Origin of the sequence: Streptomyces prunicolor (genome assembly GCF_045162825.1) — a bacterium.
Lineage (GTDB): Bacteria > Actinomycetota > Actinomycetes > Streptomycetales > Streptomycetaceae > Streptomyces > Streptomyces prunicolor.
In genome coordinates, this window is record NZ_CP108676.1 from 9,650,321 (window position 1) to 9,665,890 (window position 15,570).

At 70.0% G+C, this 15,570-nt stretch carries 14 protein-coding genes; 8 read left to right on the forward strand and 6 right to left on the reverse strand.

Features of this window, described 5'->3' with window-relative positions:
* Window positions 1–283 precede the first annotated feature (283 nt).
* From OG588_RS43725 to OG588_RS43745, 5 genes are read left to right on the forward strand one after another with little or no spacing between them, the layout of a single operon-like run.
* Window positions 284–1,303, forward strand: a complete 1,020-nt coding sequence (locus OG588_RS43725) for a sugar ABC transporter substrate-binding protein (RefSeq protein WP_405952104.1) — start codon at window positions 284–286, stop codon at window positions 1,301–1,303.
* Entirely contained in the window at window positions 1,303–2,379 is a 1,077-nt protein-coding gene (locus OG588_RS43730; protein WP_405953362.1) for an ABC transporter permease, read from the forward strand. The genes OG588_RS43725 and OG588_RS43730 overlap by 1 nt, the downstream gene beginning before the upstream one ends.
* 5 nt (window positions 2,380–2,384) lie before the next feature.
* Window positions 2,385–3,299 (forward strand): ATP-binding cassette domain-containing protein, encoded by a 915-nt coding sequence (locus OG588_RS43735; RefSeq protein ID WP_405952105.1) that lies wholly within the window; start codon window positions 2,385–2,387, stop codon window positions 3,297–3,299.
* Window position 3,300: 1 nt separating this feature from the next.
* Window positions 3,301–4,209, forward strand: coding sequence for a sugar phosphate isomerase/epimerase family protein (locus OG588_RS43740; protein WP_405952106.1), 909 nt, complete (start codon window positions 3,301–3,303; stop codon window positions 4,207–4,209).
* Window positions 4,210–4,253: 44 nt separating this feature from the next.
* Entirely contained in the window at window positions 4,254–5,273 is a 1,020-nt protein-coding gene (locus tag OG588_RS43745; protein ID WP_405953363.1) for a Gfo/Idh/MocA family protein, read from the forward strand.
* A gap of 52 nt (window positions 5,274–5,325) precedes the next feature.
* On the opposite strand, the gene OG588_RS43750 is transcribed toward OG588_RS43745, so the two are convergent.
* The 4 genes from OG588_RS43750 to OG588_RS43765 form a co-directional block, all read right to left on the reverse strand.
* A complete protein-coding gene (locus OG588_RS43750) occupies window positions 5,326–6,348 on the reverse strand; it encodes a Gfo/Idh/MocA family protein (RefSeq protein ID WP_405952107.1) in 1,023 nt (340 codons plus the stop codon).
* Entirely contained in the window at window positions 6,345–7,349 is a 1,005-nt protein-coding gene (locus tag OG588_RS43755; RefSeq protein ID WP_405952108.1) for a Gfo/Idh/MocA family oxidoreductase, read from the reverse strand. The genes OG588_RS43750 and OG588_RS43755 overlap by 4 nt, the downstream gene beginning before the upstream one ends.
* 79 nt (window positions 7,350–7,428) lie before the next feature.
* Window positions 7,429–8,217, reverse strand: coding sequence for an SDR family oxidoreductase (locus OG588_RS43760; RefSeq protein WP_405952109.1), 789 nt, complete (start codon window positions 8,215–8,217; stop codon window positions 7,429–7,431).
* An 8-nt stretch (window positions 8,218–8,225) separates the two neighbouring features.
* Window positions 8,226–9,401, reverse strand: coding sequence for a phytanoyl-CoA dioxygenase family protein (locus tag OG588_RS43765; RefSeq protein WP_405952110.1), 1,176 nt, complete (start codon window positions 9,399–9,401; stop codon window positions 8,226–8,228).
* A 107-nt stretch (window positions 9,402–9,508) separates the two neighbouring features.
* Between OG588_RS43765 and OG588_RS43770 the strand changes: the two genes are divergently transcribed.
* Window positions 9,509–10,540 (forward strand): LacI family DNA-binding transcriptional regulator, encoded by a 1,032-nt coding sequence (locus tag OG588_RS43770; RefSeq protein ID WP_405952111.1) that lies wholly within the window; start codon window positions 9,509–9,511, stop codon window positions 10,538–10,540.
* Window positions 10,541–10,563: 23 nt separating this feature from the next.
* On the opposite strand, the gene OG588_RS43775 is transcribed toward OG588_RS43770, so the two are convergent.
* Entirely contained in the window at window positions 10,564–10,908 is a 345-nt protein-coding gene (locus OG588_RS43775) for a cupin domain-containing protein (RefSeq protein ID WP_033279190.1), read from the reverse strand.
* Between the two features lie 122 nt (window positions 10,909–11,030).
* On the opposite strand from OG588_RS43775, the gene OG588_RS43780 reads away from it, so the two are divergent.
* Complete coding sequence (locus tag OG588_RS43780) at window positions 11,031–11,561, forward strand: hypothetical protein (RefSeq protein WP_405952112.1); 531 nt, start codon at window positions 11,031–11,033, stop codon at window positions 11,559–11,561.
* An 86-nt stretch (window positions 11,562–11,647) separates the two neighbouring features.
* Here the strand turns inward: OG588_RS43780 and OG588_RS43785 are convergent, their stop codons facing one another.
* A complete protein-coding gene (locus tag OG588_RS43785) occupies window positions 11,648–13,618 on the reverse strand; it encodes a helix-turn-helix domain-containing protein (protein WP_405952113.1) in 1,971 nt (656 codons plus the stop codon).
* Window positions 13,619–13,821: 203 nt separating this feature from the next.
* Between OG588_RS43785 and OG588_RS43790 the strand changes: the two genes are divergently transcribed.
* Entirely contained in the window at window positions 13,822–15,567 is a 1,746-nt protein-coding gene (locus OG588_RS43790; RefSeq protein WP_405952114.1) for an FAD-dependent oxidoreductase, read from the forward strand.
* The last annotated feature ends 3 nt before the right edge of the window (window positions 15,568–15,570 follow it).

Below are 15,570 nucleotides of genomic sequence, written 5' to 3' on the forward strand. Positions count from 1 at the left end.
GACACTCCTCTGAGCTGCTGGGGGTGGGCGGGTCCAGAGGCCTGCCGCCTCCCAGGTGTAGGTCTCGGAGGGGCTCCCTGTCAATAGTTTGTACTTACATTCGGACCTGCTCGTGAAATGATGTCTTAACAAAGTATTGACAGCGGACGCGACCGGGGATTTGATTCCGTCCCAGCGCAACAGCCGTGTTTCGCGGCAAACGACCCGGGGCCGACAGGCCCCGAGCCCGGATTTCTGCGATCATGACTCCCTTTCCCCTGAAGCACAGTGAGGTGCAGGAAAGATGGACCGTTCCACTTACTCCCGCTCGCGCAGAATGGCCCCCATCGTGGCGGTGGCCGCGGCAGCGGCCCTGACCCTCGCCGGCTGCTCCAGCAGCTCGGGCGGCAAGAAGTCCACCGAGGACTCCTCCGGCGCCTCCGCGGGCAAGGCGAGCACCCCTCGTATGACGGTCGCCCTGGTCACGCACCAGGCGCCCGGCGACACGTTCTGGGACATCGTCCGCAAGGGCGCCCAGGCCGCCGCCGCCAAGGACAACATCAAGCTCGTCTACTCGGCCGACCCGAACGCGGGCAACCAGTCGAACCTGGTGCAGAACGCGATCGACCAGAAGGTCGACGGCATCGCGGTCACCCTCGCCAAGCCCGACGCCCTGAAGGACGTCATCGCCAAGGCGAAGACCGCGAACATACCCGTCGTGGGCCTCAACTCCGGTCTCAGCGACTGGAAGAAGCTCGGACTGCTGGAGTTCTTCGGCCAGGACGAGACGGTGGCCGGCGAGGCGCTCGGCAAGCGGCTGAACTCGGAAGGCGCCAAGAAGGCCGTCTGTGTCATCCAGGAGCAGGGCAACATCGGTCTGACCCAGCGCTGCGCCGGTGTGAAGAAGACCTTCACCGGCACCACCGAGGTCCTCAACGTCAACGGCACGGACATGCCGTCGGTGAAGTCGACGATCACGGCCAAGCTCACGCAGGACAAGGCCATCGACTACGTCGTCACCCTGGGCGCTCCGTTCGCCATGACGGCCGTGCAGTCGCTGTCCGACGCGGGCAGCAAGGCGAAGGTCGCGACCTTCGACCTCAACAGCACCCTGACGGGCGCCATCAAGGCCGGCACCGTCCAGTTCGCGGTCGACCAGCAGCCGTACCTCCAGGGCTACTTGGCGGTCGACTCCCTGTGGCTCTACAAGAACAACGGCAACTACAGCGGCGGCGGTGAGCAGCCCGTACTGACCGGCCCGGCCTTCGTCGACAAGACCAACGTCGACGCCGTCGCCAAGTACGCCGCCAACGGAACCCGGTGATCAGTATGACCCAGCACGCCGAGCCGGCGGTGACCTCACCGCCGGCCCCCGGCCCCAAGGAATCCGACGGGCGGACCGTCGAACGGCCCCTGGCGCTACGGCTGTTGGCCCGCCCCGAGGTGGGTGTCTTCCTCGGTGCCGCTGCGGTGTACGTGTTCTTCCTGATCGCTGCTCCGCCGGTGCGGGACGGCGCCTCGATGGCGAACATTCTCTACAGTTCGTCGACGATCGGGATCATGGCGTTGCCGGTGGCGCTGTTGATGATCGGTGGGGAGTTCGACCTCTCCGCCGGTGTCGCGGTGATCACCTCGGCGCTGACCGCGAGCATGCTCAGCTATCAGCTGACCATGAACGTGTGGGTCGGTGTGGTCGTCGCGCTGCTGGTGTCGCTGGGGATCGGGTTCCTCAACGGGTGGATGGTCGTCAAGACCGGGCTGCCGAGCTTCCTGGTCACCCTGGGCAGCTTCCTGATCCTGCAGGGTGTCAACCTCGCGGTGACGAAGCTGGTCACCGGGAACGTCGCGACCGACGACATCAGCAACATGGATGGTTTCGGCCAGGCCAAGAAGGTTTTCGCGGCGTCCTTCGACATCGGCGGCGTCGATGTGAAGATCACGATCTTCTACTGGCTGGTGTTCGCGGCGATCGCGACCTGGGTGCTGCTGCGGACGAAGTACGGCAACTGGATCTTCGCGGTCGGTGGGAACAAGGACTCGGCGCGGGCGGTCGGTGTGCCGGTGGCGTTCACGAAGATCTCGCTGTTCATGCTGGTCGGTTTCGGTGCCTGGTTCATCGGTATGCACCAGTTGTTCACGTTCAACACGGTGCAGTCCGGTGAGGGTGTGGGCCAGGAGCTGATCTACATCTCCGCGGCGGTGATCGGTGGTTGTCTGCTGACCGGTGGTGCCGGTTCGGCGATCGGTCCGGTCTTCGGGGCGTTCATGTTCGGCATGGTGCAGCAGGGCATCGTCTATGCCGGCTGGAACCCCGACTGGTTCAAGGCGTTCCTCGGCGTGATGCTGCTCGGCGCCGTCCTCATCAATCTGTGGGTCCAGCGCACCGCGACCCGGAGGTGACCTTCATGGCAAGCAACGAATCCGGCACCCACGGCGCCATTCTCGAAGACACGGCGCCGAGCGACGCGGACGCGCCGATCGTCCAACTGCGCAACGCGGGCAAGTCCTACGGCAATGTCCGTGCCCTGCACGGTGTGGACCTCGCGGTCCGTCCGGGCCAGGTGACCTGCGTGCTGGGTGACAACGGCGCGGGCAAGTCCACGCTGATCAAAATCATCTCAGGGCTGCATCAGCACACGGAGGGCGAGTTCCTCGTCGACGGCGGGGCGGTGCATCTCACCACCCCGCGTCAGGCGTTGGACCGTGGCATCGCGACGGTCTACCAGGATCTGGCGGTCGTGCCGCTGATGCCGGTGTGGCGCAACTTCTTCCTCGGCTCGGAGATGACGAAGGGCCCCTGGCCGTTCCGCCGTCTCGACATCGAGCGGATGAAGAAGACCGCGGACGAGGAACTGCGCAACATGGGCATCGTCCTGGACAACCTGGACCAGCCCATCGGCACCCTGTCGGGCGGCCAGCGCCAGTGTGTGGCGATCGCCCGTGCCGTCTACTTCGGCGCCCGGGTCCTGATCCTGGACGAGCCGACCGCAGCGCTGGGTGTCAAGCAGTCCGGTGTGGTGCTGAAGTACGTGGCCGCGGCGCGGGAGCGCGGGCTCGGGGTCATCTTCATCACCCACAACCCGCACCACGCCTACATGGTCGGCGACCACTTCAGTGTGCTGCGCCTGGGCACCATGGAGCTCTCCGCCGAGCGCAGCGAGATCACCCTCGAAGAGCTCACCAACCACATGGCGGGCGGTACCGAACTCGCCGCGCTCAAGCACGAGTTGTCCCAGGTCCGCGGCCTCGACGTCGACGAACTCCCGGACGAGAAGGCCCTGAAGGCGCCGGTGAGCGCGTCTCCTGAAGGGACCGCCTGACATGTCGGACCGCCCCTTCCTGGACCGCATCCGGGTCGGTTCCGCCCCGGACTCGTGGGGCGTGTGGTTCCCGGACGACCCCCAACAGGTGCCGTGGGAACGGTTCTTGGACGAGGTCGCGCAGGCCGGCTACTCCTGGATCGAGCTGGGCCCGTACGGCTATCTGCCGACCGACCCGGCCCGGCTCACGGACGAGCTCGCCCGACGCGAGCTGAAGGTGTCCGCGGGCACGGTCTTCACCGGCCTGCACCGCGGCCCCTCCGTCTGGGACGCGACATGGGAGCACGTCAGCCAAGTCGCCGCGCTCACCCAGGAGATGGGTGCGCGGCACCTGGTCGTCATCCCCTCCTTCTGGCGGGACGACAAGACCGCCGAGATCCTGGAGCCGCCGGAGCTGACCGGCGAACAGTGGGCCCACTTGACCAAGGGCATGGAGCGGCTCGGGCACGAGGTCAAGGAGGCGTACGGACTCGACCTCGTCGTCCACCCGCACGCCGACACCCACCTCGACACCGAGGACCACGTCGAGCACTTCCTGGACTCGACCGACTCCGAACTGGTCAACCTCTGCCTGGACACCGGGCATTACGCCTACTGCGGCGGCGACAGCGTCAAGCTGATCGAGACGTACGGCGAACGCATCGGCTATCTGCACCTCAAGCAGGTCGACCCGGAGATCCTCGCCGACGTCGTCAAGAACGAGGTGCCGTTCGGACCGGCCGTGGCACGCGGAGTGATGTGTGAACCGCCGTCCGGCGTACCGGAGTTGGAGCCGGTGCTGATCGCGGCGCAGCGCCTGGGTGTGGAGTTGTTCGCGATCGTCGAGCAGGACATGTACCCGTGCGAGCCGGACAAGCCGCTCCCCATCGCGGAGCGCACCCGCAAGTTCCTCCGTTCCTGCGGTGCCTGACCCTTCCCGCGGTGCCTGACGACCCGAAAGGACGGCCGATGGCCATGAACCCGCGCGACCCGCTCGGAGTGGCAGTCGTCGGAACCGGAAAGATGGGAGCCGACCACGTCCGCAGGATCCAGGACGTGGTCAACGGCGCCCGGGTGAGTGCCGTCGTGGACGTCGACGCCGAACGCGCCAAACGGATCGCGTCCGGTGTCGACGGCTGCACGGCGTACACCGACCCGGCCGCGGCGATGGCGGCGGCGGACGTCGACGCGGTCCTGATCGCCTCACCGGGCCCGGCCCACGAGGCGGCCCTGCTGACGGCCTTCGAGCACGACCTCCCGGTCCTGTGCGAGAAGCCGCTCACGCCGGACGCGGCCTCGGCGCTACGGGTGATGGAGGCGGAGGTACGCCTCGGTCACCGCCGGGTGCAGGTCGGCTTCATGCGGCGCTACGACGCCGAGTACATGAAGCTCAAGTCCCTCCTGGGAACAGGCCAGTTGGGCAGACCGCTCATGCTCCACAACCGGCACCGCAACGCCGCCAGCCCGCCCTTCTTCACCAGTTCCATGCTGATCAGCGACTCGGTGGCCCATGAGACGGACGTGACGCGCTGGCTGCTGGGCCACGAGATCACCGCCGTCCAGGTGCTGCGCCCGCGCCCCTCGGCGAGCGCCCCGGACGACCTCCAGGACCCGCAGTTCGTCGTCTTCGAGACCGACGGCGGCGCGATCGTCGACGTCGAGATGTTCGTCAACTGCGGCTTCGGCTACCAGGTCCAGGCCGAGGTCGTCTGCGAACGCGGCACCGCCCGCATCGGCGACGGCCACGCCATGGTCACCAACATGGCCGGCCGCTGGGGCGGCACCATCGCCCAGGACTTCGTCGAACGCTTCGCCGACGCCTACGACCGCGAGATCCAGACCTGGGTCGACGCCACCCGCCGCGGCGAGGTGACCGGCCCGAGCGTGTGGGACGGGTACGCGGCGGCGGCCGTGTGCGAGGCGGGGGTACGGGCGTTGGAGGACGGGGTGCGGGTGGAGGTCGAGCTGGTGGAACGGCCCGCGTTCTACCCGTGACCGACTTCGTCGGGGGCGGCACGTGCGACCACGTGCCGCCCCCGACGTGCGTCTACGACAGAATCGGCACGCGCGGCCGTGCCTCGAACCCCGCCGCGCGGTAGGCCTCGTCGATGAGTGTCATCGTCGCCACCGCGTCGTCCGGGCCGAGAGGCAAGGGTGCGCCCTCCCTCAACCTGGCGGCGAACGCCTCCAGTTGATAGGTGTACGACGACCGTCGGCCCAGCCGTTCCGTGCGCTCGCCGTCCGTCGTGCGGATGACGATCCGGTCGTCCAGCTGGGGGAGCACGAAGTTCGGCGCGAGCGCCTCACCCCGGCTGCCGATGATCCGGCAGCTCATCTCCAGTTTGTCGTACGCCATATGACAGCGGGCGGAGCCCGTGGCGCCGCTGGGGAAGGCGAGGTCGGCGTCCAGCCACTCGTCGACGCCCGGGGCGCCCGCGCGTTCGCCGGCGCGGGCCTTCACCAACTGCGGGGCGCCGCCCGCCCACGGGGCCAGCATCCGCTGGGCGTGCAGGCTGTAGCAGCCCAGGTCCATCACGGCGCCGCCCGCGAGGTCCAGGGACCAACGCGGGTCGGTGTCCGGCGGGGCCGGGATCGCGACGAGCGTCTCGATGTGCCGCAGCTCGCCGAGTTCACCCGAGGCCAGCAGCTCGTGCAGGCGCCGGGTGACCGGGTGGAAGAGGTAGTGGAAGGCCTCCATGAAGACCGTGCCGGACTTCGCGGCGGCCCTCCTTACTTCGGCGGCCTCCTCCGCGTTGCTCGCCGACGGCTTCTCCGACAGGACGTGCTTGCCCGCCGCGAGCGCGGCGAGGTTCCACGGTCCGTGCAGGCCGTTGGCGAGCGGGTTGTAGACGACCTGCACCTCAGGGTCGGCGATCAGGTCGGCGTAGGAGTCCGCGACCCGCTCGACGCGGTGCGCGGCGGCGTACGCCTCCGCCCTGGACCGGTCCCGCGCGGCCACCGCGACAATGCGGTGGCCGGTCGTCCGGGCCGGACCGATCAGGGACTGCTCGGTGATCCGAGCCGCTCCCAGTACTCCGATGCGCAGTGGTTCCCGGCCCGGACCGCTCATGCCTCCCGTACCTCCTGGATGGTGACCGGGCGGTGCTCGTGCAGGGACAGGGTGCAGGCGTCGGCGATCCAGCCGGCCTCCAGGGCGTCCGCGACCGTGCACGGCGAGGTGCGGGTGCCGGCCACGACCTCGGTGAACGCGGTGAGTTCGGTGCGGTAGGCGGCCGTGAACCGGTCCATGAAGAAGTCGTGCGGGACGCCCGCCGGGAACGTCACGCCGGGCTCGACCGAGCGCAGCGGCAGCTTGTCCTCCAGGCCCACCGCGATGGAGTCCGTGAAGCCGTGGATCTCCATGCGGACGTCGTAACCCCGGGCGTTGTGGCGGGAGTTGGACACCACCGCGATGGTGCCGTCGTCGAGGGTGAGGATCGCGCCGGTGGTGTCGGCGTCGCCCGCCTCCTTGATGTACTCGGCACCCCGGTTGCCGCCGACCGCGTACACCTCGGTGACCTCGCGGCCCGTCACCCAGCGGATGATGTCGAAGTCGTGGACCGAACAGTCCCGGAAGATGCCCCCGGACGCGGCGATGTACGCGGCCGGCGGCGGCGCCGGGTCCAGCGTCGTCGAGCGCACGGTGTGCAGCTTGCCCAGCTCGCCGGACTGCACGGCGGCACGCGCGGCGACGAAGCCGGCGTCGAAGCGGCGGTTGTAGCCGATCTGGATCGGCACGCCGCTGCCCTCGACGGCCTTGAGGACCTGGACACCCTCGGCCATCGTCTTGGCGACGGGCTTCTCGCAGAAGACCGGGATGCCCGCCTCGACGGCGGCCAGGATCAGGCCAGGGTGGGCGTCGGTCGCCGCGGCGATCACGACACCGTCGATCCCGGCCGCCAGCACGGCCTCGGGGGAGTCCGCGACCTCCGCGCCGAACCGCTCGCCGGCCTTCTTCGCGGCCTCCGCGAACGGGTCGGCGAAAACGAGGGACTCGACGACGTCGAGTCCGGACAGGGTCTCGGCGTGGAAGGCGCCGATGCGGCCGAGGCCGAGGATTCCGATGCGCATGAGGGCTCTTGCTTTCTTGAGGGATGCGGGTTTCGTGCGGCAGTTTTCTTGCGGCGGGTCAATTGCCGGGCGGTGACGGTCAGTCGAGGGCGCCCAGGACGTTCTGGTCCCAGTCGATCACCGAACCGGTGACCACCCCGGACCGGTCGGACAGCAGGAACACCACGAAGTCGGCGATCTCGTCCGGTTGGCCGAGCTTGCCCATCGGCTGACGGGCGGCGGCCTGCTCGCGCCAGTCGTCGCCCGCGCCGTGGAAGGCGCGTTGGGTGGCGTCCTCGCCCTCGGTGTCGGTCCAGCCGATGTTGACGGTGTTGATGCGGATCCGGTCGAAGCGATGTGCGTGCGCGGCGTTGCGGGTGAGCCCTGCCAGTCCGGCCTTGGCCGTGGAGTACGGGGCGAGGTAAGGGGGCCCGCCGTGGGCGCAGTTGGAGCCGATGTTGACGATCGTGCCCGGTGCCTTGCGTGCGGTCATGTCGGCCACCGCGGCCTGCATCGCGAAGAACGGCGCCTTCAGGTTGATCGCCATGTGCTGGTCGAACAGTTCCGGAGTGGTGTCCAGCAGCGAGCCGCGTGACGTCAGCCCCGCCGCGTTGACGAGGCAGTCGACGCGCCCATAAGCCTCTACGGTCTGTACGACGCTGTCGCGTGCCTGCGCCGGATCGGAGAGGTCCGCCCGCAGGAAGCGCGCATCCGTGTCCGCGGCGAGCTTCTCGCCCACTTCGGCGCGGCGGCCGGTGAACGACACCACCGCGCCTTCGCGCACCGCCGCTCGGACGATCGCGGCGCCCACACCCTGGCTGCCGCCGTTGACGAGGACGACCTTGCCGTCGAGGAGCCCCGTGAGCCCTGTACGTTCCGTGGATCCCATGGTGGTTCTCAGCTCTCGCGCCGCTCGGCACCGGCCCGCAGTTCCCCGCGCAGGGCCTGCGGGTCCCACCCCTCACGCACCGCGCGCCGCACAAGGTCGGCCTGCGAGGGCGGGGCCAGCCTCTCGACCGGCGGGTCGTTGTCGAGGTTGGTGGGGAACGGGTAGCCCTCGGCGCTCGCCGCGACGACCGTGTCCAGCCACTCCTCGCCCACGCCCTCGGCCTTGCGCTTGAGCAGCACCGGGAAGACGGCGTTGGTGACGGCCTCGCGGTCCACCGTCTCCATCGCCCGCCCGAACGCGGAGGACACCTGGAGCAGGTTGGCCATGCGCCGCACGTCCGCCGTGCGGTTGGTGCCGGCCGCGTGGAAGAGCGCCGGGTTGAAGAACGCGGCATCGCCCTTGGCGAGCGGGAGTTGGATGTAGTTCGCTTCGAAGTAGGCCTGGAATTCCGGGAGTCGCCACGCCAGATAGCCCGACTCGAACTTCTGGGAGTGCGGCAGATACATCGTCGGCCCCGACTCCACCGGCATGTCACAGTGCGCGACCGCCCCTTGGAGCGTGAGCACGGGGGAGAGCCGGTGCACGTGCGCCGGATACTCGGCGGCGACCTCGTTCGTGAGGAACCCGAGATGGTAGTCGCGGTGCACGGTCTGCGCGGCGCCGCCCGGGTGGACCACGTTGATCTGCGAGGTGACCTGGTAGCCGGGGCCGAGCCAGGCGGTGGAGACCAGGGCCAGGATGTCGTTCGCGTAGTAGTCGGCGAACGCCTCAGGGTCGTAGAGCGCGGCCTTCTCCAGCGCGTTCCACACCCGGTCGTTGGCCCCGGGCTTCGCGAAGTGGTCCCCGGCGCCCGCGCCCGAGGCGCGCTGCTCGGCGATCAGTGCCTCGAACACCTCTGTGGAACGGTCCACGACCGACAGGTCGGGGAAGGCACCCTGCAGGACCACGATGCCGGGCCCCTCGGCGAACGCCCGCACCAGCTCGGCCTGCACCTCGCGGTGCTCACCGGCCGCCACGGACTTGCGGAGCCGGTCGCTGTCGTAGACGAGGACGTTCCGGTCGACCGAGGACGCGTACGGGAAGTCGGCCAGGTCGGTCGGCTGCTCGACGAGGGTGCGGAAGGCGTCGAGGTCGCAGTCCTGCTCGGTGAGCCAGGCGCGGGTTTCTGCTGATGTGAAGGACATCGTCGTCCCCTCGGGTCACGGAGCGGTGCGGTCCTGTCATTCTTGTCAGTACAAACCCTTCGAACAACCAGCAGCAAGCCATCAAAAACCCCTCAAGGAGACGACCGGTGGGCCACCCCTTCCCCATCCGCGAAATCGCACGTCAGGCGGGTCTCAGCGAGGCCACCGTGGACCGGGTGCTGAACGGCAGGGGTGGTGTGCGCGAGAGCACCGAGCGTGAGGTACGGCAGGCCATCGCCGATCTCGACCGGCAGCGCACCCAGGTCAGGCTCGTCGGCCGTACGTTCATGATCGACATCGTGATGCAGACGCCGGAGCGCTTCTCCACCGCCGTACGGAACGCGCTGGAGGCCGAGCTGCCCGACCTGCACCCGGCCGTCGTGCGCTCACGCTTCCACTTCCGGGAGACCGCGCCGGTGAAGGAACTGGTCGGAACCCTGGACCGGATCGTCCGGCGCGGCTCGCAGGGCGTCATCCTCAAGGCGCCGGACGTCCCCGAGGTCACCGCCGCGGTCGGCCGGCTCGTCGCCGCCGGTATCCCGGTCGTCACCCTGGTCACCGACCTGCCCGCGAGCGCCCGGCTGGCCTACGTCGGCATAGACAACCGGGCGGCGGGCGCGACGGCCGCCTATCTGATGGGCCAGTGGCTCGGGGACCGCCCCGGCAACGTCCTCACCAGCCTGAGCAGCGGTTTCTTCCGCAACGAGGAGGAGCGCGAGATGGGTTTCCGCAGCACCATGCGCGCTCGCTACCCGGAACGCGCCCTGGTGGAGATCACCGAGGGCCACGGCCTGGACGCCACCCAGTACGAGCTGGTCCGGGCCGCCCTCAAGCGCGACCCGGACATCCGCGCGGTCTACTCGATCGGCGGCGGCAACATCGCGACCCTGCGCGCCTTCGCCGACCTGGGCCGCGAGTGCGCCGTGTTCGTCGCGCACGACCTCGATCACGACAACACCCGGCTGCTGCACGAGCAGCGCCTGTCCGCGGTCCTCCACCACGACCTGCGCCAGGACGTCCGCGAGGCCTGCCGCATAGTGATGCGCGCCCATGACGCGCTGCCGCCCGCGGGGCCGACCCTGCCGTCCGCGATCCAGGTCGTCACGCCCTACAACTTGCCTACGGCGCAGCCGCGTTGACCCCGTTCAAAGACTGAGCCCGCTCACAGATTGATCGCGTACGCCTTGCGCAGTGTCTCGTGCACCGTCCACGTCGTACGGTCGCCCTCGCGCAGCACGGCCATGTCCCCGGGGCCGACGGTCAGCGTCTCGCCGCCCTCGACCTCGATCGTGGCCGAACCGCTGATCACGACGAACAGCTCGTCCGCCTCCGTGTCGGTGACCACACCCGGGGTGATCTGCCAGATCCCGCGGACCTGCTTGCCGTCCTCGGACTCCCACACCACCTTCCCGGTGACCTCGGGCGTACCGGAGACGATCTGCGCCGGATCGAGCGGCTCGGGTTCGAGCTCGGCGTCGGGGATGCGGACTACGAAACTGTGCGTCATGCCGAGACCCTAGCCGGGGTGGACCGGTCCAGGCGTGGACACTGTGTGGGGTATCGGCCCAGGTCGGAGGACACTTCGTCGCGGAGTGGCGGCCCGGGCGGGGCCGGGTGATCGTGGAGGGCATGGCGCAGACCACGGCAGCCGTCCCCGAGCCGCACCCACACTCGCAGCCGCACCCCCACGCAACCCGGGAGAACATCCTCTTCGGCGGCGTCTACGGCGCCGTCCTCGCCTGCTCGATGGTCGCCGCGCTCACCCAGTACGGCCACACCGACAGGTCCAGCCGCCGCTACGACGCCCTGTGGCTGCTGGTGACCGCCGCCGCCTCGGCACTCGCCCACGGATACGCCCACTACATCGCCGAGCGCGCCCCGCACCGCCGCTGGGACGCCCTGCGCACCCTGCGCGACGAGTGGCCCCTGGTCGCCGCCGCGCTGCCCACCGTGCTGCTGCTCGCCGGGGCCGGCTGGGGCTGGTGGCCCGCGAACGGCGTCGAGTACGCGGCCTTCGTCCTCAACATCGCGCTGCTGTTCTGCCTGGGGCTGGTCACCGCCCGCTGGTCGGCGCGGAGTTGGGCGGCGGCCGTTGCCATCGGGGCGGTGGACGCGCTGCTCGGGGTGGTGGTCGTCGTGGCCAACGCCCTGATCAAATAAGCTCGTTCGGCTCGTTCGGCTCGTTCGGCTCGTTCGGCTCGTTCGGCTCGTTCGGCCCCTTTGCCCGTTCGGCAAACCGCGATCGCCTACGAGATGCCTTGGTAACCGCGCAGCTTGCGGTACAGCGTCGCCCGGCCGATCCCCAACGCGGCAGCCGCCCGCGCCTTGTTGCCCCCGTGCCGGCGCAACGCCGCCAGGATCGCGGTGCGTTCGGCGTGTTCCATCGGGCTGAGCCGCCGGGCCGCGGGCCGCTCCCGGACGGGGTCGGGAAGCTCGGCCCGCCGCACGGGCCCGGTGACCCGCCGATGCTCCGCCAACGCCCTGACGACATGCGCGAGTTCGGTGACGTTCCCGGGCCAGGGGTGTTCCTCCAGGGCGCGCAACGCGTCCAGCGTCCAGGTGAGCGGCGGCTGTCCCGGGGCCGGGCGGGGCGCGAGGACCGGCAGCAACTCCCGCACGTCCTCCGGTCGTTCACGCAGCGCGGGCAGGGTCACCGACCGGGCCGCCAGGGTGTCCAGCAGGCGCTGGAAGCACGGGCCCGGGGGAGTACCGGGCGTGTAGGTGACCAGCAAGTACACGTCGGGGTGTTCGTCCAGCAGGGAGTTGAGCGCGGCGACGTCCGGCTGGGCCAGCCGTTCGGCGTGCCGCAGGAGCAGCGGGCGGCCGTCGGCCAACTCGCTGTACTTCACGCCGAGTTCGGGTGACTCGGCGGCATCGGCGACCAACGGCTCCCGCTCGCCGAGCAGTTCACGGGCCAGCGCGGTCTTGCCGCTCCCGCGCTCACCGGTCAGCAGCAGCGGCTCAGGGACCCGAGCCAGCTCCACCGCCCGGGCGACCGCGTGTCGCCACGGCACCGAACCACCCGCGAGCGCCAGCGCGGGGCGCGGCACGAGACGCGGCACCGGCACCTCGGCGGCGCGCGCTTCCAGTACGGCGACGATCCCGAGGACGCGGCCCTCATGCCGTACGGGAGTGATCTCGGCGGTGCACCCGGCACCGTCGGGGAGCGTCAGGTCGTAGGGCTGCTCCTGCACCGGACTGCAACCGGCGTCGTGGGACCGTTCCAACGACGGACCGCACCCGGTGCCGTGGGACCGTTCCACCACGGGACCGTCCCCGGCGTCGGGCGACCGCTTCCGGCTCGGACCGCCCCCGGCGCCGTTGGACCGCTCCACCACCGGACCGCACCCGGCGTCGTGGGACCGTTCCACAACCGCACCGCACCCGGTGTCCTGAGGCGGCCGTGAGTCGTGGGGCAGCCGTGAGTCGTGGGGCGCCCGTGCGCCGGAAGCTCGCTCGCTCGTGCTGGACCGTTCCAGCGCGGCCAGTACCTGAGGTGTCGCAAGGCGCACCGCGGCCTCGCTGACGAGGCGGTTGCGGCCGTCGAGGGCGACGACGGCGCGGTCCGGGCCATGGGCGGCTGCCCGGGTGTAGGCGTCGAGGAGCACCCGTTCGGCGGTGTGGGAGCGGGCGAGCAGTTCCGCCTCCACCGCCGTGGCCGCCGCCTCGGCGAGGGCGGCCCCGGGGTGCGGGCCGCAGCCAGCGCACAGGGCGGACGCGACGGTCACCGTGCCCAGTACCTGCCCGGAATCCGGGGCGAGCAGCGGCACGCTGACCGCGGACACGTCCTGCCACACGTCGAGGAAGTGCTCGGGGCCGTGCACCTCGGCCCGGTGCCGGGTGCGCAGGGCGAGGGCCGCGCTGTTGTGGCCCACCTCCCGCTCGGACAGGTCGCGGCAGCGGTCGTCGCCGGGGACCTCGCCCGTGGTCCACAGCACTCGCAGCCGCTCGTCGGTGAGGAGCATCGCCGAGTGGCCGAGCGCCGGCGCGATGCGCTCCAGTACGGGCCGTGCGGCCTCCAACAGGGCTGAATCGGCCGGGAGTTCGGGATCGTGGACCGGTCCATCGAGGTCGTGCCGTACGCCGAAGAAGCGGGCGCGGCGCCAGGCCGCGAGGACCTCGTCCGGGACGTCGTCGGGCAGCGGGCGGTCGCTCAGGAACCGCTCGCGCGCCTGGCGCAGCGGGGCGAGGGCGGGGGAGTGCTCCACGGTGGTCATGACGCCTCTCACCGTATCGGGCCCGTGGCGGCGACCGCCGCGGGGCTGTAACTGTCTCGTAATGAGACACCCGCGCAGGTCCGGCCCGCATCATGATCGTGAAGAGTCGGTGCCTTTCTCACCTCTGCCTCACCTCTGTCTCAGCCTGTCTCCACCTGCCCCACCTCCGTCGTACCCCCGCCTCACCCCTGGAGCGTCCCGCCGTGCACGTTGTCGAGACCGACGTACTGATCGTGGGCAGCGGCCCGGCCGGCGCCTGTGCCGCGCTGGCGCTGAGCACCTACGGCGTGCCCCACATCGTCGTCACGCGCTACTCGCGCCTCACCAGGACGCCCCGCGCGCACATCACCAATCAGCGCACGATGGAGATCCTGCGCGACCTCGGCGTCGAGGACGAGGTGCTGGCCCAGGCGACGCCGCAGCATCTGATGGGCAACACCACGTTCTGCACCAGCCTCGCCGGCGAGGAGCTGGGCCGGATCCGCTCCTGGGGCAACGACCCGCTCGTGCAGGCCGCCCACGACCTGGCCAGCCCGACCCGGATGTGCGACATGCCGCAGCACCTGATGGAGCCGGTACTGATCGACGCGGCGCTAGCGCGCGGCTCCAACGTCCGCTTCAGCACGGTCTACAAGTCCTTCGTCCAGGACGAGGACGGCGTCACGGTCACCGTCGAGGACCGGCTGCGCGGCGACGAGTACCAGATCCGCGCCAAGTACGTCATCGGCGCGGACGGCGGCCGTTCCCAGGTCGCAGAGGACGCCGGCCTGCCGATGGGCGGTCAGATGGGGGTCGCGGGCAGCATCAACATCGTCTTCGACGCGGACCTGTCGAAATACACCGCTCACCGGCCCTCCACCCTCTACTGGGTGCTCGCCCCCGGCGCCACCGTCGGCGGCATCGGCGCGGGCCTGGTGCGCTGCGTCAAGCCGTGGAACGAGTGGCTGATCGTGTGGGGCTACGACGTGAGCGCCGGCGCCCCCGACCTCACCGAGGAGTACGCGCTGTCCGTCGTACGGCAGTTGGTCGGTGACGACGAGATCCCGGTGACCATCAAGTCGTCCTCGGCGTGGACGGTCAACGAGATGTACGCCGAGACGTATGCCAACGGCCGGGTCCTGTGCGCCGGTGACGCCGTGCACCGCCACCCACCGTCGAACGGGCTCGGCTCCAACACGTCGATCCAGGACGCCTACAACCTGGCGTGGAAGCTGAAGCTGGTCCTCGACGGCACCGCCACGCCGAAACTCCTCGACACCTACGACGCCGAACGCGCGCCCGTCGGCAAGCAGATCGTCACCCGCGCCAACAAGTCCATCGGCGAGACCGCCCCCATCTTCGAGGCGCTGGACGGCCTTTCCCCGCAGACGCCCGAGCAGTTGTGGGCCAACATCGAGGCCCGCAAGGACTCAACCGCCGCCGCGGCCAAGCAGCGGGCCGCGTTGCGCGAGGCGATCGCCTTCAAGGTGTACGAGTTCAACGCGCACGGCGTCGACCTCAACCAGCGCTATTCCGCGGAGAGTTCGACCGCGGTCGTGCCCGACGGCACGCCCGACCCCGGTTTCGAACGCGACCGCGAGCTGTACCACCAGCCAAGCTCCCGCCCCGGCGCCAAGCTCCCGCACGCCTGGATCACGTCCGGCACGCGCACCGTCTCGACCCTGGACACGGTCGGCAAGGGCCGTTTCACCCTCCTCACCGGCATCGGCGGCGAGGCCTGGGTGCGCGCGGCGCAGGCGCAGTCCCTGGACATCGCGACGGTCGTGATCGGCCCCGGCCAGGAGTACGACGACCCGTACGGCGACTGGGCCCGCCTGAGTGAGGTGTCCGAGGCGGGCGCCCTCCTCGTCCGCCCCGACGGCTATGTCGCTTTCCGCCACGCCGACGCGGCCGAGAACGCCGAACAGTTGCTCACGGACGCGTTGCGACGCATCCTCGGGCACGGCTGACAT